This window comes from Paraburkholderia bengalensis, assembly GCF_037126505.1.
Taxonomy (GTDB): Bacteria; Pseudomonadota; Gammaproteobacteria; order Burkholderiales; family Burkholderiaceae; genus Paraburkholderia; species Paraburkholderia bengalensis.
The window spans coordinates 99,996-117,432 of sequence record NZ_JACFYJ010000006.1 but is presented as its reverse complement, the minus strand read 5'-3'; the positions used below and the strand labels follow the sequence as shown (position 1 = coordinate 117,432).

Sequence of the window (17,437 nt, the reverse complement as noted above, 5' to 3'; positions counted from 1 at the left end):
CTGGACGCACGCCGCATAGCGCCATTCACTGCACATTTTTCGCCCTCTTACGGAATCGACATGAAATCGAAGCGCACGTCAGTCATGCTCGGCGCCCTCTGCCTCGCGGCAGCCGGCCTTGCCATGCACACCCAGTTCGCGTCGGCTGAAACGACGTTGCAGCGCATCCAGCGCACCGGCGAGGTGCGCATCGGCTACGCGAACGAAGCACCGTTCGCCTACACGACACCCGATGGCAAGGTGACGGGAGAGTCGCCGGAAATTTCCCGCAAGATCTTCGAAAAGCTCGGCGTGAAGAAAGTGGACGCCGTGCTGACGGAATGGGGTTCGCTGATTCCGGGCCTGCGCGCGGGCCGCTTTGACGTGATCGCGGCGGGCATGTACATCACGCCCGAGCGCTGCAAGCAGGTCGCATTCGCCGATCCGCAATATCAGATTCAGGACACGCTGCTCGTGTCGAAGGGCAATCCGAAGAACCTGCACAGTTATGGCGATGTCGCGAAGCAGCCGGACATCAAGCTCGCCGTGATGGCGGGCGCTGTTGAAGTCGCCAACTCGCGCGATGCAGGCGTGAAGGATGCGCAATTGCTGCAGGTGCCCGACACGACGGCACAACTGCAGGCCGTGCGCACGCGCCGCGCCGATGCAGCAGCGGGCACTGCGCTGACGATGAAGGGTCTCGCCGCGAAAGATGCGGGTCAGGTCGAAACGGTGTCGGTGTTCAAGGACGATCCGAAGCACACAGGCTACGGCGCGCTCGCGTTCCGGCCCGAAGACACCGATCTGCGCGATGCCGTGAACAAGCAGTTACATCAATGGCTCGGCACGCCCGATCATCTTGCGACCGTCGGGCCGTTCGGCTTCGACAAAACGAATCTGACCACGAAGACGGCCGCGGACATCTGCGGCAAGTGATTCGCGACGGATGATTCACAACGAGTGATTGCGCGATACACCGCGCGCAATCGATCGGGCCGCGATTTCATGTGCTGCTGACGAAAGCCATCCGACGTAGCACAGCGCGAATCGCGCGCCCCGGGGAGGCACCTGATTTGCTTCCCGCATTCAATCCCAGGCGCACGCGTGCGCCGTCATGCAAGCGAGGCCACCGCCATGCGTGAACTGTTTCCTTTGCTGCTGCAAGGTACGCTCGTCACCATCGAGATTGCCGCGCTCGGCACGCTGCTCGCCATCGCAATGGCCTTTATCGCCACGGCGGCCAAGCTGGCGCCGTGGGCGCCGCTGCGCTGGGCGGGCAATGTGTACGTCGAAGTGTTTCGCGGCACGTCGCTGCTGGTGCAACTCTTCTGGTTCTTCTTCGTGCTCCCGCTGCCGCCGTTCCGGATCGAGTTGACGCCGTTCACCGTGGCGATCGTCGGTCTGGGTCTGCACTACGGCGCATACGGCTCCGAGATCCTGCGCGGCGCGTTGCGCTCGGTGCCTGGCGGCCAGTTCGAGGCTGCGGTCGCGTTGAACATGTCGGCCTTTACGCGGACGCGTCGCATCGTGCTGCCGCAGGCGATGATCAACGCGCTGCCGCCCGCGACGAACCTGATGATCGAATTGTTGAAGGGCACGTCGCTGGTCTCGCTGATCACGCTGTCCGATCTCACGTTCCGCGCCCGCCAGCTCGACGAAGCAACGTTCAAGACGGCGGAGATCTTCTGCCTCACGCTCGTCATCTACTTCGTGCTCGCGCAGTTGCTCGTCACGCTGATGCGACATTTCGAACGGCGGGTGAGCCACGGCATGTTGGCTCACGCGCACTCGCCACGCACCACGCAAAAGGCGGCGTCATGAATCACTTCTTCGACTTGCAGTACGCCGCGCACATCCTGCCCGCTCTCGCGCGCGCATCCGTCTATACGATCCTGATCACGCTGGTCGGCTTTGCGATCGCGCTCGTGCTCGGCCTCGTGCTCGCGATTCTTCGGCGCAGCCATATCAAGGCCGTGTCCCGCAGCGTGGGGTTCGTCGTGGAGTTCATCCGCAGCACGCCGCTGCTGATTCAGGTGTACGTGCTGTTCTATGTACTGCCCATCTACGGCATCACGATGTCCGCATTGACGGCGGGCACGATCGGCATCGCCGTGCACTACGCGTGCTACACGTCCGAAGTGTATCGCGCGGGCCTGAACGGCGTCGCGCGCGGGCAATGGGAAGCGGCGTGCGCGTTGTCGCTGTCGCCGTGGCGCACGTACAGCGGCGTGATTCTGCCGCAAGCCGTGCGGCCCGTGATTCCCGCACTTGGCAATTACCTCGTCGCGATGTTCAAGGACACGCCCGTGCTGTCGGCCATCACCGTCGTCGAACTGATGCAGCAGGCGAAGAACGTCGGCTCGGAAACGTTCCGCTATCTGGAGCCGATCACGCTCGCGGGTCTGTTCTTCCTCGTCATCAGCATCACGTTCGCGCAGCTCGTGCGACGGCTGGAATTCCGCTTGAGGCTGCCATGAAAACGCATGCAGACACCGACACCACTTTGCAGTCCCAGTCCCCCGTGATGGAGAGAGAGATGAAGCGAGACCCCGTTGCCGTGCTGAGCGAAACGCAGAACGCAAAAGGCGAACAGCCGATGGTCCGGTTCGCCGGCGTGACGAAACGCTACGGCACGCTCACCGTGCTCGACGAACTCGATCTGGAAATCGCGCCCAACGAGAAGGTCGCGATTATCGGGCCAAGCGGCTCGGGTAAATCGACGCTGCTGCGCGTGCTGATGACGCTCGATCCGCTGACGAGCGGCCTGATCGAAGTGGACGGCGAGCCGCTCACGCACATGCGCAAGAACAGCGGGCTCGTGCCTGCGTCGCCGGCGCATCTGCGGCGCGTGCGCAGCAAGATCGGCATGGTGTTTCAGAGCTTCAACCTGTTCCCTCACATGACGGCGCTCGCCAATACGATCGAAGCGCCGATGCGGGTGCTCGGCCTGTCGCGCAAGGACGCCACCGATCGCGCGCGCGAACTGCTGTCGCTGGTCGGTCTCGAGGACAAATGCAATCACTATCCGTCGCAACTGTCGGGCGGCCAGCAGCAGCGTGTGGCGATTGCGCGCGCGCTCGCGATGCGCCCGAAGGTGATGCTGTTCGACGAAGTGACGTCCGCGCTCGACCCCGAGCTTTGCGGCGAAGTGCTCAACGTGATCCGGCGCCTCGGCAAGGAGCACAACCTGACGATGCTGATGGTCACGCATCAGATGGGCTTCGCGCGTGAATTCGCGGACCGTGTGTGCTTCTTCTCGCAAGGCAAGATCATCGAGCAAGGTCCGCCGCAGCAGTTCTTCACGTCGCCGCAGCATGAGCGCACGCAGCAGTTCCTGCGCGCGGTTCGCGAAGCCGTTTGAGCGTTCGCGTCGCGCCACGGCGTGACGCGCCTTCGTCCACGCCGGTCACGTCGATCACGTCAGTTACGCCGGCCCTCTTCCACCGCGCGCGAGTTCGTCGCCGCTGTTGTGCGGCAGCTTCGCGGTGACGGGAATGGACGCGGCCGAGAACAGCCCGATCGCGAGAAACGCGGGCCAGAAGTCCGTCCAGACGATGGTGGGATGCCCTTGCAGCTTGTGCGAGATCGACAGGATGATGCCCGCGATCGTCACGCCCAACCCCAGCGAAAGCTGTTGCACGACGCTCGCGACACTCGTCGCGCGGCCGACTTCGGCGCCCGGAATATCCGCGTAGGCGAGCGAGTTCAGCGACGTGAACTGCAACGACGGAAAGATGCCGCCGAACAGCACGACACACCAGATCACGATGTGCGGCGTGCCGGGCGCGAAGAGTCCATAGCTCGCGATGGCGCAGCCGGCGAAGGCGGCGTTGAACATCAGCACGCGCCGAAAGCCGAAACGCGCGAGCACCGACGACGCAATCGTCTTCATGAAGATCGAGCCGAACGCCGATGCGCAGGTGATCGTGCCTGCGGCAAACGGCGTCATGCCGAGCCCTTCCTGCAACGCGAGCGGCAACAGAAACGGCACGGCGCCGAGGCCGATGCGAAACAGCGAACCGCCCGCGACGCTCGCGTGGAAACTCGGAATGCGCAGCAGCTTCAGATCGAGTACGGGCCGCTCGACGCGCCTGGCGTAGTACCCGTAGGCCAGCAGCAATGCGGCGCCGAGCGCGCACATCATCGCCGATAGCGCGTTCGACACCAGTTCGCCGCCGATCAGCGACAAGCCGAGCATGAACAGCGACGCGCCGCTTGCCGACAGCGAGAAGCCCGCCCAGTCGAGCCGCCCAGGATGCGCTTCGCGGACGTTCGCGATGTGTCGGTTGGTGAGCCAGATGCCGAACAGGCCGATCGGAATGTTGACGATGAAGATCAGCCGCCAGTGCAGATAGGTCGTGATGAAGCCGCCCAGCGGCGGACCGATCACGGGCCCGAGCAGCGCGGGCACCGTCAGATAGTTGACGGCGCGAATGAAATCCGACTTCGGCACCGAGCGGAAGATGATGATACGGCCAACGGGCACCATCATCGCGCCGCCGATGCCCTGCACGAAACGCGCGGCGACGAATAACGGCAGATTGGTCGATGCCGCCGCCATTAGCGAGCCTGCCATGAAGATGCCGATCGCCGTGCGGAACACGGAACGCGGACCGTAGCGGTCGGCGACCCAGCCGCAGACGGGAATGAATACGCCCAGGCCGATCACGTAGCTGGTGATCGCGAGCTTCAGCGTGATGGGATCATGCCCGAGATCGCGGGCAAGAACGGGCAGCGACGTGACGAGCACCGTCGAGTCGACGTTTTCCATGAACATCGCGCAGGCGACGATCAACGGAACGATGAAGGCGCCTAGTGCTAAGGCCATGTGGACGAAAGGCGACGACGGAGAAAGCGTCGGCGTAAAGCTGCGATTATGGCATCGTGTCGCCGCGCGACGTTATTGCGCGCGCAACTTCATCGCTCGAAAAAAAAAACGCGCCGGTTGCCCGGCGCGCTTTTTCATCGTTGTGTCCGCGCCGCGGCAATCAGCGCCCCGCACCCACCAGCGGCTGCAGCATCGGCAGAATCTGCGCCGCCGCGCGCTCGACATCGTTCGGAAAGTCGATTTCGATCCACGGCGCGCCCGTGACATCCGCCGTGTCGAACACGTGGCTGCCCTCGAGCAGCAGATCGCGCACGGCTTCCTCGTGCGGCATGTTCGCGCGGCCGCTGTCGACGTATCCCGCGACGATTTGCGCAAAGCGCTTCGCCGTCTGTTCGCGCAGACGGAAGAAACCCACCGACTCGCCAATGGTGTCGTATTCGAGGCCGACCGCGACCTGCTTGCGCAGTTCGACAGGCACGCCGCCCTTCAGGCACAGCTTGACGGGTTCGTCGCCCGTTTCGAAATCGCGGTCGATCAGCAGGCGGTTCGCGTGGGTGTCCGCCACCAGCGCGCTCAGGATGCGCTCGTCGTACAGCACGTCGGCGTCCATCAGCAGCACGTCGCCGCCGCGCGTCAGCGCATCCGCAACGGTATGCACCGTCAGCACGCTGCCCAGATCGAAGCGCGGGTTCAGCCTGATCTCGACCTTGTGCGGCCATTCGATCCGCTCCAGTTCGGCCTCGACCAGTTCCGGCTGGAAGCCGAGCGCGAGCACGACTTCAGTGACGCCCGCTGCATCGAGCATCTGCAGATGACGCTCGAGCAGCGTCACGCCGTCGAAACGCAGCAGGCATTTGGGAAACTGTTCCCCAGCGGGTTGCTGGAGACGCAGGCCAAGACCTGCAGCAAGAATGATGGCGCGCATTCGCGGTCCTTTCTAAAAATATCAATCGACAGCCGGCAGGCGCCCACCGCGCCGCCGCTGCCAGCTACGTTCGCTGAAATGCAGATAGAGCAGGCCAGGCAGGCCGAGCAGCAACTCGCGCGCGCGCTTCACCAGCGACAGGGCGAGCGCCGCTTCCGGCGGCAACCCGACGAGCGGTGCGAGCAGCAGATAGCCGCCTTCCTGGACGCCGAGCGAGCCGGGAATCGCGAACGCCGCGCCGCGAATCGCCTGGCCCAGGCTTTCGAGCAGCAATGCCTCGATCCAGCCGACGGGATGGCCCAGAAAACGCAGCGCGAGCCACACCTCGACCGTACCGACGATCCAGCCCGCGAGGCTCAACGCGAAGCTGGCCGCGACCTTGCCGCGCTGGTCGTATAGCTCGCGCACGGCGACGTCGACGGCATCCGCACGCGTCGTCAGCGCCGACCAGTCGCGCTTGCCGAACACCTTCGAGAGCACGCGCAGCGCCTTGCCGAACAGGCCACGGCGCTGCGCCATGTAGAAGCCGCAGATCATCGCCGCGAGCACGCCCGTGGCAATCAGCGCGGCCGTCTGAAGATCGTGCATCGCGCCGTGCGCCGCCGAAGCGCCGAACAGCAGCAGGCCCAGCATCGCGAACACGATCTGGGCGAGCGCCTGCAACGTGGTGCTGACGGTGATCGCCGCGGCGGCGTCGCGCATGCGCAGGCCGCGCTGCGACAACTGGCGCACCATCATCACCGGTCCGCCGATCTGACCCGCCGGCAGCAGGCTGTTCACCGATTCGCCGATCCAGCGCGCGAAGATCGCGTCGCGCTCCGTCACTTCCTTCTGGTTCCGGTCGAACATCACCGAGATCGCGCCCGCATCGAGCACGAGCGGCAGCAAATGGAACGCCGCGACAATCGCGAGACCCCAGCCGGCTGCCATCAACGTCGACACGACCGAGCCGAAGCCCTGCCACGCGAGCAGCGCGACGAACAGCGCGCCGCCGATCGTCAGCAGGATCATCGCGGCACGCGTCACGCGCCTTCTCCTTTCGCGTTTCGACGGGCGAACTGGCTGAACACCTGGCGAAAACCGAAGTACGCAATAGCGTCCTTCAGGTTCGAGATCACGCGGCGCCACGGACGCATGTTCGGGTCCGTCACGTACTCGAAGGTCAGCGACACGCGCATTTCGTTATCGAGCGCGGGCGTGATGCGATGGCGCAGCTTGTCGCCGTCGAAGAACACCAGACCGCCCGGCGGAATCTGCACGGAGCCCGGCACGTCGGCCTTGTCGGGGTTGCGCGTGTGCAGCTCGTAGTCGAGCCGGCACGACGATTCGTCGATCACGCCGAGCAGCAGCGTGTAGCGGCGGCCGTCGTAGTACGACGTGTCGTAGTGCCAGCCGATATGGTCGCCCGGCTTCGTGTAGTAATAGAGCGCGTACGCGTGAGGATCGTCGGGCGGCGACAGCAGCAGCTTGTCGCCCGTCAGATGCTCGAGCCAGCCGATCAGCTCCTTCGAGCGATACAGCTGTGCGATGAACGGCGCGAGCCGGTCGATCGTATGACGGCTCACGCTGCCGCCCTGCTTGTGACCCGGCAGATAGTTGCGGTTCACTTCGGGCAACAGCGCGCGGGCCGCCGACACCAGTTGCGCCGTCACTTCCGGTGCGAGGAAATCTTCGAGGTACAGAAACGCGCTCTGATCGTCGTAATCCTTGCGCAGTCGCGCGTTGTCGAACGTGCGAACGCGGCTCGCGACAGCGCGATCGGGATCGGGCGCGCCGTTCGATGCACCTTCAGAAACGGCAGAAGCCGGCGCGAGGCCGGCAGTGGTATTGAACGAATGGGATGTCGTCACGTCTTCTTGTGCGGGCGTGCTCATCGGCTCACCCAGGCTTGACTGGTTTCCTGCGCCGGGCGAGTGCGGCGCGCGACGCGCCGGTAATCGATCACCACGTACGCTGCAAATAACGGCGCGCCAATCGACGCGGCCACGAGAAACGGCGCGACACCGCCCGTCAAGGTGACGAGCGGCAGCAGATAGAGCACGTCTTCCGTCTCGAACCCGCCGACGGACGCCTGCTTCGTGCCTGCCTTGCCCGCCATCTCCTCGATGCGCATGCGCAGGAAGAAAATCAGCGCAACCGCGATGCCCGCGATCGTGCCGAGTGCGAACGGCGGCAGGTGCACGCCGATCAGATTGCCGACCTGCGCCGACGTCATGCCGTAGCCCATGCCGCCGAACAGCAGCACGGTGACGAGCGCGTCGCAAGCGAGATCGTAAAAATGACCGATACGGCTCGTCTTGCCGCTGACCCGCGCCAGTTCGCCGTCGGTGTGATCGACGAAATTGGACAGCACGATCAGCAACGCGCCGATGTTGGTCCACATGAACCCGCCCCGAGCCAACGCCAGCCCGCCTGCGAGGCCGATCAACAGGCGCACGGTGGTCAGGTGGTTCGGCGTGACGGGCGTATCCACGAGCGGCATGATGAGCCGCCGGGCGAGCCGAGCGTCCCACATTCTGGGCGGCGGGACGTTGCGGGGAGGATGTGATGGCGAAGTCATAACCCGGAAATATATACGGGATCGAGATTTCTTGCCTCTATCCCTGACAAATGTGTTGCTTTTCAAAGACCTACTGTAACGGACCTGACAGCACGTTTTTCCGAACGCGGGTAGAGTGCGCGTCTGCCGCATCGATGCTACCTGCTCGTACATCGTGCAATTTCCGCTCCTTCGTCGCGCATCGTCGCGGATTCGCCGCCTTTTCCGCTTGTGTCCGCCCGAATTGCCTGCGCCGGCGCTTTGTTCAAAACATGAAACGCATTTTCGCCCGTCCTGTTCTCGCAGCCCTGCTGCTTTCGGCGCTGCCATTTGCACGCGCCGCATCCCTCGATGCCGCCCTCGCCTGCAACGAGTCGGCGCACCAGTTCATCGCCGATCTCGCCGCACAGCAATTGATCGATCCGAAACCCATGCGCGTCGAGAGCAACTCGATCAATGCATTCCGTCCCGTGCGCGGCGCCCGCCTGGAGGCGTACGGGTTTAGCGTGTTTGCCGTGGTCGGCTACGAGCAGGACGATCCCATCTTCCGCGCGGGCAGCGGCGAGCCGCTCGCGAAGTCGGCGTATGGCGCTGTCGTCTGGGGCAGCGACGAAAAGGTGCAGGCCGCCGTCACCGCGGGGGGCAGCACGGCCATCGTTCATCACGTCGCACCGCATGTGACGGCGATTTTCTGCAAGCGCAGCTAGGCGGCTTCCCCGCGCCCATGCCGGCGGGACACGCAGTTATCAACAGATTTCGTGGGTAAGGCTGTGAGCAAGCTCTGAACGAACCGCGCAAGTCATTGACGGCATTCGGTTTGTAGACGATGCATGCATCCGCTGTTTCGCGCTTGCCGCCCGCTTGCGGCGGGCGTCCGGCGGGCGTCTGGCGCGGTTGTCCACAGTTTTCGTGGAGAAGGCTGTGAACATCCTGAGCAAGACGTCGGCAAGTGCCTGATGCAGAAGGATTTGAACGCGCTGCACGCACGATACGGGCAACGCGCATTCGATGCGCCGCCACGCCTTGTCCACAGATTGTGTTCCAACCCTGTGGACAACACCGGGACTTGCCGTGCATCCCACTGACGCGTCACGATTTTTCACCGCCGATTCGCCGCGAGGCAAGCCGCCTACTCGTGCGCATGCGCGCGTCGGCGCGCGCCCTCCAGCCGCTCCCGTACGAAGCGCACGTGCTCGCGCAGGACGTAGAAGCCGTCGGCGTACGCGAGCGGCATGCGCAGCGTATTCAGCGACGCCTCGATCCTGTCCAGCTCGCTCAGCAGCTTCGCGCGTTCCGCATCCGACGAATTGCGCATCGACTCGCGCTCGACGGCGATCAGCGCGCCGTAGTACCGATAGATCCGCGAGCGCACCCGCCACGTGAACAGCGCGGGAATCAGCCGCAGCGCGGGAAACAGCAGCACGGCGATGGGCAGCAGCAACACCAGCAGCCGGTCGACGACCGTCGCGAGCCAGAACGGCAGCGTCCGGTACAGGAAACTCTTGCCCGACTTGTAGTAGCGCGTCGCGTCTTCGCTGATCCGGTACTCGCGCACCACAGGGTTCGGAAACTGCCCGGCCGTTTGCAGCAACCCTGCCTTGCCGTGCACCTCCTGCGCGGCTTCGATCAGCAGATCGGAAATGGCTGGATGCAGGTTCGTGCGCGCGACCAGTTGGGCTGTCGGGCTGATCAGATGGACGGTGTCGGCCGGAATCCGGCGGCGCAGGTCGAGCACGCCGGGCGGCAGCTCCAGTTCGTCCAGATACGGGAAGATCCGCGTGTACGCGCTCGCCTCATTGAAGTTCATCACCGAGATGCCAGGAATGGCGAGCAGCCGCAGCATCAGCGCGCGCGTCGTCGAATCGCCGCTCAGCATCGCGGCGTCGGCCTGATTGGAGACGAGCGCCTTCGCGGCGTCGAGGCCGTCCAGCGGCAATAGCGTCGTCTCGCCGCCCGGCGCGATGCCGTTCGCGTCGAGCAGCGCCAGCGACAGCATCCGCGTGCCGCTGCCCTCGCGGCCGATCGCAATACGCTTGCCCTCCAGATCGGACAGCTGGGCGACGCCGCCGCTGCCGCGATAGAACACGATGAGGGGCACGTACGCCACGCTGCCCAGCGACATCAGCGACGCGATATCCCGTCCCGCCGACTCGCCGCCCTGCACGAGCGCGATGTCGACTTTCTGCTTCGGATCGAGCAGCCGGTCGAGGTTCTGCACAGAACCGTCCGACTCCAGCAGCTTCAGCGTCACGCCATTGTGCGCAAGGATCTTTCGATACTCTTGCGCGTACACCATGAACGAGCTGTCCCGCTGCCCGACGCTCATCGTGATCGTGCGCGGCGGCGCGGGATCGACCAGCCACACGACCAGCCAGACCACCACGGCGAACAGCAGCAAGAACGGCAGCGAGGTCCACGCGAGATCGCGCCACATCGACTGTGTATGGTCGCGAAGCGTCCGCGGAGCCGGTGGAGATTTCGGACGAACACCCTTCATGTTTGGGCCGCCTTTGAGGTGCGCTACCGTCAATCGTAGCCGCCCCGGGTCATTCTGGGGAGCGTCCTCGACGCACGCGGCCGCTGCCGCTTACGGCGTTCGCTAACGAAATCGCGTGAGGGGCTTGCGCGACGGCAAGCAGGTCTCTATAATTCGCGCCTTCGCTAGGCTCGTAGCTCAGCTGGTTAGAGCACCACCTTGACATGGTGGGGGTCGTTGGTTCGAGTCCAATCGAGCCTACCAACGAACATTGCAGTACCTGAAAGCGGCAAGCATCCCATGTTTGCCGCTTTTTTCTTTTCCGCGCGCAATTCGTGTGAGCGTTCGAGCCTTGCGGTTCGAAACGCAGCAATGAAAAAGCCGAAGAACGATTCAGTCCTTCGGCTTTTTCATTTATTCCAGGCTTGTCGCCCGTGACGGCACGACGCGCCGGAGCGCCTCAGCGCGACATCATGTTCATGCTGACGTTATGCATGACCCAGACCGTCCCGAACACGAGAAACATTGCCGCCAGCGCCGTATAGGCAAGCGCCAGCGTATTCCAGCGCTGCCCGGAGCTCGACACGCTCATGTGCAGAAAGAACACCAGATGCACGACGATCTGCACGACGGCGAGCGCGGCCAGCGCAAACGGCGCCGCGTCGGCCGGCAGCCAGCCACGCATCACGACGCCGAACGCGGCGCCCGTCAACAGCACGGCCAGCACGAACCCGACCACATATCCGCCGATACCGCCGTGCCCCGCTTCGCCATGAAGCGCATGAGATTGCGAGTGAGCCATTTAGAGCACGCTCCCGAGATAGACAAAAGTGAACACGCAAATCCACACGACATCGAGGAAGTGCCAGAAAAGGCTCAGGCACGTGAGCCGCGTGATGTCGCGCTGCGTCAGTTGCGGCGCGCGCGCGACCTGAACGGCGAGCACCGCCATCCAGACGAGCCCCGTCGCGACGTGCAGGCCGTGCGTGCCGACCAGCACGAAGAACGACGACAGGAACGCGCTGCGCGACGGACCCGCGCCCTCGGCGATGAGATGCGAAAACTCCGTGAGTTCCAGCTTCAGAAACACGACGCCGAGCACGAACGTCACGGCGAGCCACACGAGTACGGCGCGCGTGTTCTGCTTGCGTGCGGCGACCATCGCGAAGCCGTACGTGATGCTGCTCAACAGCAGCGCGGCCGTTTCGACGGCGACGCCGGAGATGTCGAACAGATCCTTGCCCGTCGGTCCGGCGTTGAACTGATGCGACATTACGGCAAACACCGCGAATAGCGATGCGAACAGCACGCAGTCGGTCATCAGGTACAGCCAGAAGCCGAACACCGAATGCGATTCGCCGTGATCGCCGTGACCGTCAAACTCGTTCAGGGTAGCGGCATGGACTTTTTGCAGCATCACTCGACCTCCGCGAGTTCCGGCGACACGCCCGCATGTTGCGCAAGCGGCGTGCGGCCCTTGTTTTCGATCGACCGCACGACGTCGGCGGGAATGTAGTAACCGTCAGCGCGGCCAAAGCTGCGGCCGATCACGGTCGCGGCGATCGCCACGAACGACGCGATGGCGAGCCACCAGATGTGCCACACAGCGGCGAAGCCGAGCGCAAGGCTAAACACGCCAATGAAGAAGCCCGCGCCCGTGTTCGACGGCATATGGATGTCCTGATACACCGCCTGCACGCCGAGCCCCCTGCCCGTTTCCTTCATGTGCGCGAACGCGTCCAGCTCTTCGACGACGGGGATCGTCGCGAAGTTATAGGCGGGCGGCGGCGATGACATCGCCCATTCGAGCGTGCGGCCGCCCCACGGGTCGCCCGTCACGTCGCGGTACTCCGGCTTGTTGCGATTCACGATGCTGACCACCACCTGCACGACCTGGAACACGACGCCCACGGCGATCAGCGCAACACCGCAAGCCGCAACGATCATGTATGGCTGCCATGCCGGGTCGTCGTAGTGATTCAGACGGCGCGTCGCGCCCATGAAGCCGAGCACATAGAGCGGCATGAACGCCACGTAAAAGCCCGAGAACCAGCACCAGAACGCGGCCTTGCCGAGCTTGTCGTTCAGCTTGAAGCCGAACACCTTGGGGAACCAGTAGCTGAAACCCGCCAGATAACCGAACACCACGCCGCCGATGATCGCGTTATGGAAGTGCGCGATCAGAAACAGTGAGTTGTGCAGCACGAAGTCCGCGCCGGGGATCGCCATCATCACGCCCGTCATACCGCCGATCGTGAACGTGATCATGAAGCCGATCGTCCACAGCACGGGCGCCGTGAATTCGAGGCGGCCGCGATAGATCGTGAACAGCCAGTTGAAGATCTTCACGCCGGTCGGGATGGCGATGATCATCGTCGCGATGCCGAAGAACGCGTTCACATCAGCGCCCGAGCCCATCGTGAAGAAGTGGTGCGCCCACACGAGGAACGCGAGGATCATGATCGCGCACGACGCGTACACCATCGTCTTGTAGCCGAACAGCGGCTTCTTTGCGAACGTCGAGATCACTTCCGAGTAGATACCGAACGCGGGCAGAACCAGAATATAGACCTCCGGGTGACCCCAGGCCCAGATCAGGTTCAGATACAGCATCGCGTTGCCGCCTGCTTCGTTCGTGAAGAAGTGCATGTCGGCGTAACGGTCGAGCCCGAGCAGCGCGAGTGCAACCGTCAGGATCGGGAACGTCGCCATGATCAGCACGTTCGAGCACAGCGCGGTCCATGTGAACACGGGCATCTTCATCAGCGTCATGCCCGGCGCGCGCATCTTGACGATCGTGACGAAGAAGTTGATCGCCGTGATCAGCGTGCCGACGCCCGACAGTTCCAGCGCCCAGATGTAGTAATCGACACCGACGCCCGGACTGAACTGCAGCTCCGACAGCGGCGGATACGCGAGCCAGCCGACCTGCGCGAATTCGCCGATCACGAGCGAGATGTTCATCAGGATCGCGCTGATCGCCGTCATCCAGAACGACAGGTTGTTCAGGAACGGGAACGCCACGTCACGCGCGCCGATCTGCAACGGCACGACGATGTTGAAGAGCCCCACCATCAGCGCCATCGCCATGAAGAAAATCATGATGACGCCGTGCGCGGTGAAGATCTGATCGTAGTGATGCGGCGGCAAATAGCCGGCCGCGCCGCCGCTCGCGAGCGCGAGTTGCAGACGCATCATCACGGCATCGGCGAAGCCGCGCAGCAGCATCAGCACGGCCACCACGATATACATCACGCCGATCCGCTTGTGATCGACGGACGTGAGCCATTCCGTCCACAGCCAGCGCCACTTGTGCGCGCGCGTCAGAAACACGGCGACAGCCAGCACGATCAGTCCCATCAGCGCGCCCGCGCCCATGATGATCGGCTGATCGAACGGGATCGCCTCCAGAGTCAGTTTGCCGAACATGCGTTACTCCTTCGAAGCACTCGTAATGCAGTTGGCGTCACGGAAATCGACGACATGACCGCTGTTGTATTTCGCAATGACGTTGTGGAACAGCTTCGGGTCCACCGACGAGAAGTAGCGCACCGGGTCCTTCTCGCTCGGCTTCGCGACGGCGTAGTAGCGATCCATGTCGAGCCGCTCCTGCGACGCCTTCACCTTCTGCACCCAGCCGTCGAAGTCGGCCTGACTCACGGCGAGGGTGCGGAATTTCATGTCCGAGAAGCCCTTGCCGCTGAAATTCGCCGATACGCCCGCGTAATCGCCCGCGTGATCCGCGATCAGGTGCACACGCGTCTGCATGCCCGCCATCGCGTAGACCTGCGTGCCAAGCTGCGGGATGAAGAACGAGTTCATCACCGAATCGGACGTGATGTGGAAATTGACGGGCGTGCCGACGGGCATCGCCAGCTGGTTCACCGACGCAATGCCGAGATCCGGATAGATGAACAACCACTTCCAGTCGAGCGCGACGACTTCGACGTCGATTGGCTTCACGTTCGATTCGAGCGGCTTGTACGGATCGAGCTCGTGCGTGGTTCTCCACGTCAGCACGGCGAGGAACAGGATGATCAGCGCGGGAATCGTCCACACGACCACTTCGATCGCCGTGGAATGCGCCCACTTCGGCGCATACACAGCGTTCCTGTTCGACGCGCGGTAACGCCACGCGAAGAACAACGTCAACAGAATCACGGGAATCACGACGATCAGCATCGCCCAGGTCGCCGTCGCGATCAGCGACTTCTCGGCGACGCCGACGCTGCCTTTCGGGTCGAGCACTTCAAGTTGACATCCCGTGAGAAACGCGGTCAGGCCGATGCCGACCGCAACGAGGCAACCTCTCGTTAGTAAAGTTGTTTTGACTGACATGTTGGCCCAATAGTCGATGAACCACGCAATGCGCGTATGGGGTTTGCGAGGCAAAGCGCACACGGTCTATGTGCCAGGCGATTCTAGGGACGTACGACCTCTGAAGTCCTGATCCGCATCAAGGACAGAGCAACCCTGAGAGTGCTAACCGTGCGACGCGATGTCACACGGCGAAAGACGCAGCGGGCACTTGTGATTTTTCTGTTACGGCCCGCTGACCCTGGAAAGACAGACTCCGTCAGCTCGCGAGGCCCGCGGGCAGCTTGCCGCCGTTCGCCGCGAGCGCGGTCATCAACTGCTTGTGCAGCCAGATGTTCATGGACGCTGAATCGTTCATGTCGCCGCCGTACTTCAGTTCGCCTGCCAGCGCTTTGCGGTGCTCGAGGCTGCTGTCGACGTCGAGCAGCTTCATCAGATCGACGATCGAGCGGCGCCAGTCGAGCCGCTGCGGACTGGCCGCGGCCAGCTGGTCCATGACGGCGGCGACGTCGACGTCCGCGAGAGCCGTCGAAACGGGCGCGGCGGGCGTACTAGCGGACGCGTCGGGCGTACAAGCGGACGCCTCGGCGGGGGCCGGTGCGACGGGTTCGGCGGGCAGCGTTGCGGCCGGTTTGGCTGCGCCGAAAATCTTGCTGACGATGGTTCCAAAGATGCTCATGAGCGATTCTTCCTTGAAGTGGTGAGGAGGCGTCGCAACGGCGTCGGCCTTCCCGTGCTGCGGATGACGAAGGCGCCGCATGCGACGAGCGCCATTTGATCCGAATAGGTGGCCGTTGCGCGATGTGGCGCGCAATTTTCACGCTTGTTTGCACTCCGGCGCACGCACACCACATCAGATGTGAAATTTCGCAAAACTTCGCATCCCACATGAATTTATCGATTCGCTCGATTGAGAATCGCACGTCGATCGACGTTCGTTTTTCACCTTTCCAACCACGAGATCACAATCATGAAAAAACTGTTGACCATCGCAGCCTGCGCCGTTTCCCTGTCAATGCTCGCCGCCTGCTCGGGCCTCGATCGCGGCAAGGAGGAAGCCCTGAACCAGAAAGCCGGCATCGAAGTGACGCAAACCAAAGACGGCGTGCAGGTTCGTCTGCCCGAGAAAGTCCTGTTCAATTTCAACGAAGCGGCCCTGCGCCGGGACGCCACGCCGGCGATCTCGCGCGTGGTCGTCGTGCTGAGCCGCACGCAAAAGCCGATGATCGTCGAAGGTCATACGGACAACGTCGGCACGCGCGAGTACAACCAGCAGCTTTCAGAAGCGCGCGCGAAGTCGGTCGCCGATGAACTCGAACGACGCGGCATCAGTGCATCGCGCATCACCCTGAAGGGTTATGCATTCGATCGCCCCGTTGTCAGCAACGATTCGCCGGAAGGCCGCGCGCGCAATCGCCGCACCGAAATCGTCGTGAAGGGCGAATCGCTCGAAGCGGTAATGGGCAAATAAAAGGCTCGCCGCACCTTCGCAAGCGCCTTCGCCGCTCCATTCGAGGCGCTTGTTTTCCCGACGCCGCGCCAGCGCGCGTAAAGAATCGTCAAAGAATCCATCCGACGCGCGCATGTCGTCAACGCGAACATTTTGAGACCGTTAGAACGCGCTCCGGTTATTGCTTCGTGCCCTATCGTGTCGACCTTGCGTGTTGTTGGACTACTGGCCATTCTCGGATTGTTCGCGGGTTGCGCGCAGATTCGCGCTGAACATCAGACATCGAAAGCGTACGGCACGGCGCAGGCCATGACACCGTCCGTACCCACCATTTCCCATGACCTCTCCGACGATGCGTCCAGGAACATCACAGTCAATTCCGATGCGATCGCATTTCAACCCGTCAAGGGCACGCTGCAATCGGGCGCGGCGTCGTGGTACGCACGGAAATTCGAAGGCCGCCGCACCGCCAGCGGAGAACGCTACGACGGCCGCTCGTTGACGGCCGCCCATCGCACGCTGCCGCTTGGCACCTATGTGCGCGTAACGTCGCTGGCTACGGGAAAGTCGGTCGTCGTTCGCATCAACGACCGCGGCCCGTTTGTCAAAGGACGAATCATCGATCTGTCTTATGCCGCCGCCAACGCATTGGGATTGACGAGGGTGCCGTCAATGCGCGTGCAGATCGAACGCGTCGAGCGCGCCGTCGGCTTTGCGATCGGGTTCGATGAGTCGGAAAGCTGACATGTCGGCAGGCCGTATCGCGATTGCCGCATGCATCGCCTTGCCTTACTTTTGCGGCGCATTCGCGGCGCCACACCGAGGCGACTCGCGCATCGGCGCGACGGCTCTGGAACGCCCAACCCCGCGAACGTCGCTTCACACGGCCAAGCCTCGCATAGTCGCGCCGAAGGCTGCGCGCA

The 17,437-nt window shown here is 63.3% G+C and carries 18 protein-coding genes and 1 tRNA gene; 8 read left to right on the top strand and 11 right to left on the bottom strand.

Annotation, left to right across the window (positions count from 1 at the left end; translation table 11 throughout):
• The first annotated feature begins 60 nt into the window (after positions 1-60).
• The 4 genes from ehuB to ehuA all read left to right on the top strand — a co-directional run bounded on the left by ehuB (position 61) and on the right by ehuA (position 3,340).
• Entirely contained in the window at positions 61-915 is an 855-nt protein-coding gene (ehuB, locus tag H3V53_RS06055; protein ID WP_336597171.1) for an ectoine/hydroxyectoine ABC transporter substrate-binding protein EhuB, read from the top strand.
• 198 nt (positions 916-1,113) lie between these two features.
• Positions 1,114-1,800 carry an ectoine/hydroxyectoine ABC transporter permease subunit EhuC gene (ehuC, locus tag H3V53_RS06050; RefSeq protein WP_336597170.1) on the top strand — a complete coding sequence of 229 codons (687 nt, stop codon included), beginning with the start codon at positions 1,114-1,116 and terminating at the stop codon, positions 1,798-1,800.
• Positions 1,797-2,456, top strand: a complete 660-nt coding sequence (ehuD, locus tag H3V53_RS06045) for an ectoine/hydroxyectoine ABC transporter permease subunit EhuD (protein ID WP_054920513.1) — start codon at positions 1,797-1,799, stop codon at positions 2,454-2,456. Before ehuC ends, ehuD begins: the two co-directional genes overlap by 4 nt.
• A gap of 59 nt (positions 2,457-2,515) precedes the next feature.
• A complete protein-coding gene (gene ehuA / locus H3V53_RS06040; protein ID WP_054920522.1) occupies positions 2,516-3,340 on the top strand; it encodes an ectoine/hydroxyectoine ABC transporter ATP-binding protein EhuA in 825 nt (274 codons plus the stop codon).
• Between the two features lie 63 nt (positions 3,341-3,403).
• Here the strand turns inward: ehuA and H3V53_RS06035 are convergent, their stop codons facing one another.
• The 5 genes from H3V53_RS06035 to H3V53_RS06015 form a co-directional block, all read right to left on the bottom strand.
• Positions 3,404-4,807 (bottom strand): MFS transporter, encoded by a 1,404-nt coding sequence (locus H3V53_RS06035; RefSeq protein ID WP_336597169.1) that lies wholly within the window; start codon positions 4,805-4,807, stop codon positions 3,404-3,406.
• Between the two features lie 160 nt (positions 4,808-4,967).
• Positions 4,968-5,732, bottom strand: coding sequence for a phosphocholine cytidylyltransferase family protein (locus H3V53_RS06030; RefSeq protein ID WP_336597168.1), 765 nt, complete (start codon positions 5,730-5,732; stop codon positions 4,968-4,970).
• A 21-nt stretch (positions 5,733-5,753) separates the two neighbouring features.
• Entirely contained in the window at positions 5,754-6,758 is a 1,005-nt protein-coding gene (locus H3V53_RS06025) for a flippase-like domain-containing protein (RefSeq protein WP_336597167.1), read from the bottom strand.
• The gene (locus H3V53_RS06020) at positions 6,755-7,606 is read right to left on the bottom strand and encodes a HalD/BesD family halogenase (protein WP_336597166.1); all 852 of its coding nucleotides are present in this window, start codon (positions 7,604-7,606) and stop codon (positions 6,755-6,757) included. Before H3V53_RS06020 ends, H3V53_RS06025 begins: the two co-directional genes overlap by 4 nt.
• Positions 7,603-8,292, bottom strand: a complete 690-nt coding sequence (locus H3V53_RS06015; RefSeq protein WP_419539426.1) for a CDP-alcohol phosphatidyltransferase family protein — start codon at positions 8,290-8,292, stop codon at positions 7,603-7,605. The genes H3V53_RS06020 and H3V53_RS06015 overlap by 4 nt, the downstream gene beginning before the upstream one ends.
• A 251-nt stretch (positions 8,293-8,543) precedes the next feature.
• Here H3V53_RS06015 and H3V53_RS06010 point away from each other — a divergent pair, with 251 nt between their 5' ends.
• Positions 8,544-8,978 carry a hypothetical protein gene (locus H3V53_RS06010; protein WP_336597164.1) on the top strand — a complete coding sequence of 145 codons (435 nt, stop codon included), beginning with the start codon at positions 8,544-8,546 and terminating at the stop codon, positions 8,976-8,978.
• Positions 8,979-9,400: 422 nt separating this feature from the next.
• On the opposite strand, the gene H3V53_RS06005 is transcribed toward H3V53_RS06010, so the two are convergent.
• Positions 9,401-10,705, bottom strand: coding sequence for a TAXI family TRAP transporter solute-binding subunit (locus tag H3V53_RS06005; protein ID WP_419539425.1), 1,305 nt, complete (start codon positions 10,703-10,705; stop codon positions 9,401-9,403).
• Between the two features lie 229 nt (positions 10,706-10,934).
• Here H3V53_RS06005 and H3V53_RS06000 point away from each other — a divergent pair.
• A tRNA-Val gene (locus tag H3V53_RS06000) sits at positions 10,935-11,011 on the top strand.
• 196 nt (positions 11,012-11,207) lie between these two features.
• Here H3V53_RS06000 and cyoD read toward each other — a convergent pair.
• The 5 genes from cyoD to H3V53_RS05975 all read right to left on the bottom strand — a co-directional run bounded on the left by cyoD (position 11,208) and on the right by H3V53_RS05975 (position 15,743).
• Positions 11,208-11,549 (bottom strand): cytochrome o ubiquinol oxidase subunit IV, encoded by a 342-nt coding sequence (gene cyoD, locus H3V53_RS05995; RefSeq protein ID WP_336597162.1) that lies wholly within the window; start codon positions 11,547-11,549, stop codon positions 11,208-11,210.
• The gene (cyoC, locus tag H3V53_RS05990; protein WP_336597161.1) at positions 11,550-12,164 is read right to left on the bottom strand and encodes a cytochrome o ubiquinol oxidase subunit III; all 615 of its coding nucleotides are present in this window, start codon (positions 12,162-12,164) and stop codon (positions 11,550-11,552) included.
• Positions 12,164-14,176 (bottom strand): cytochrome o ubiquinol oxidase subunit I, encoded by a 2,013-nt coding sequence (gene cyoB / locus H3V53_RS05985; protein WP_336597160.1) that lies wholly within the window; start codon positions 14,174-14,176, stop codon positions 12,164-12,166. Before cyoB ends, cyoC begins: the two co-directional genes overlap by 1 nt.
• Before the next feature lie 3 nt (positions 14,177-14,179).
• Positions 14,180-15,085, bottom strand: coding sequence for a ubiquinol oxidase subunit II (gene cyoA, locus H3V53_RS05980; RefSeq protein WP_336597159.1), 906 nt, complete (start codon positions 15,083-15,085; stop codon positions 14,180-14,182).
• A gap of 238 nt (positions 15,086-15,323) precedes the next feature.
• A complete protein-coding gene (locus H3V53_RS05975; protein WP_336597158.1) occupies positions 15,324-15,743 on the bottom strand; it encodes a DUF3597 domain-containing protein in 420 nt (139 codons plus the stop codon).
• A 291-nt stretch (positions 15,744-16,034) separates the two neighbouring features.
• Here H3V53_RS05975 and H3V53_RS05970 point away from each other — a divergent pair, with 291 nt between their 5' ends.
• Positions 16,035-16,535, top strand: a complete 501-nt coding sequence (locus tag H3V53_RS05970; protein WP_336597157.1) for an OmpA family protein — start codon at positions 16,035-16,037, stop codon at positions 16,533-16,535.
• 288 nt (positions 16,536-16,823) lie between these two features.
• Positions 16,824-17,258 (top strand): septal ring lytic transglycosylase RlpA family protein, encoded by a 435-nt coding sequence (locus tag H3V53_RS05965; RefSeq protein ID WP_419539424.1) that lies wholly within the window; start codon positions 16,824-16,826, stop codon positions 17,256-17,258.
• Positions 17,259-17,437: the final 179 nt, after the last annotated feature.

Coding starts and splice junctions, on each gene's coding strand:
- ehuB (WP_336597171.1), top strand. CDS start 61: ATGAAATCGAAGCGCACGTCAGTCATGCTCGGCGCCCTCTGCCTCGCG.
- ehuC (WP_336597170.1), top strand. CDS start 1,114: ATGCGTGAACTGTTTCCTTTGCTGCTGCAAGGTACGCTCGTCACCATC.
- ehuD (WP_054920513.1), top strand. CDS start 1,797: ATGAATCACTTCTTCGACTTGCAGTACGCCGCGCACATCCTGCCCGCT.
- ehuA (WP_054920522.1), top strand. CDS start 2,516: ATGAAGCGAGACCCCGTTGCCGTGCTGAGCGAAACGCAGAACGCAAAA.
- H3V53_RS06035 (WP_336597169.1), bottom strand. CDS start 4,807: ATGGCCTTAGCACTAGGCGCCTTCATCGTTCCGTTGATCGTCGCCTGC.
- H3V53_RS06030 (WP_336597168.1), bottom strand. CDS start 5,732: ATGCGCGCCATCATTCTTGCTGCAGGTCTTGGCCTGCGTCTCCAGCAA.
- H3V53_RS06020 (WP_336597166.1), bottom strand. CDS start 7,606: ATGAGCACGCCCGCACAAGAAGACGTGACGACATCCCATTCGTTCAAT.
- H3V53_RS06015 (WP_419539426.1), bottom strand. CDS start 8,292: ATGACTTCGCCATCACATCCTCCCCGCAACGTCCCGCCGCCCAGAATG.
- H3V53_RS06010 (WP_336597164.1), top strand. CDS start 8,544: ATGAAACGCATTTTCGCCCGTCCTGTTCTCGCAGCCCTGCTGCTTTCG.
- H3V53_RS06005 (WP_419539425.1), bottom strand. CDS start 10,705: ATGTGGCGCGATCTCGCGTGGACCTCGCTGCCGTTCTTGCTGCTGTTC.
- cyoD (WP_336597162.1), bottom strand. CDS start 11,549: ATGGCTCACTCGCAATCTCATGCGCTTCATGGCGAAGCGGGGCACGGC.
- cyoC (WP_336597161.1), bottom strand. CDS start 12,164: ATGCTGCAAAAAGTCCATGCCGCTACCCTGAACGAGTTTGACGGTCAC.
- cyoB (WP_336597160.1), bottom strand. CDS start 14,176: ATGTTCGGCAAACTGACTCTGGAGGCGATCCCGTTCGATCAGCCGATC.
- cyoA (WP_336597159.1), bottom strand. CDS start 15,085: ATGTCAGTCAAAACAACTTTACTAACGAGAGGTTGCCTCGTTGCGGTC.
- H3V53_RS05975 (WP_336597158.1), bottom strand. CDS start 15,743: ATGAGCATCTTTGGAACCATCGTCAGCAAGATTTTCGGCGCAGCCAAA.
- H3V53_RS05970 (WP_336597157.1), top strand. CDS start 16,035: ATGAAAAAACTGTTGACCATCGCAGCCTGCGCCGTTTCCCTGTCAATG.
- H3V53_RS05965 (WP_419539424.1), top strand. CDS start 16,824: ATGACACCGTCCGTACCCACCATTTCCCATGACCTCTCCGACGATGCG.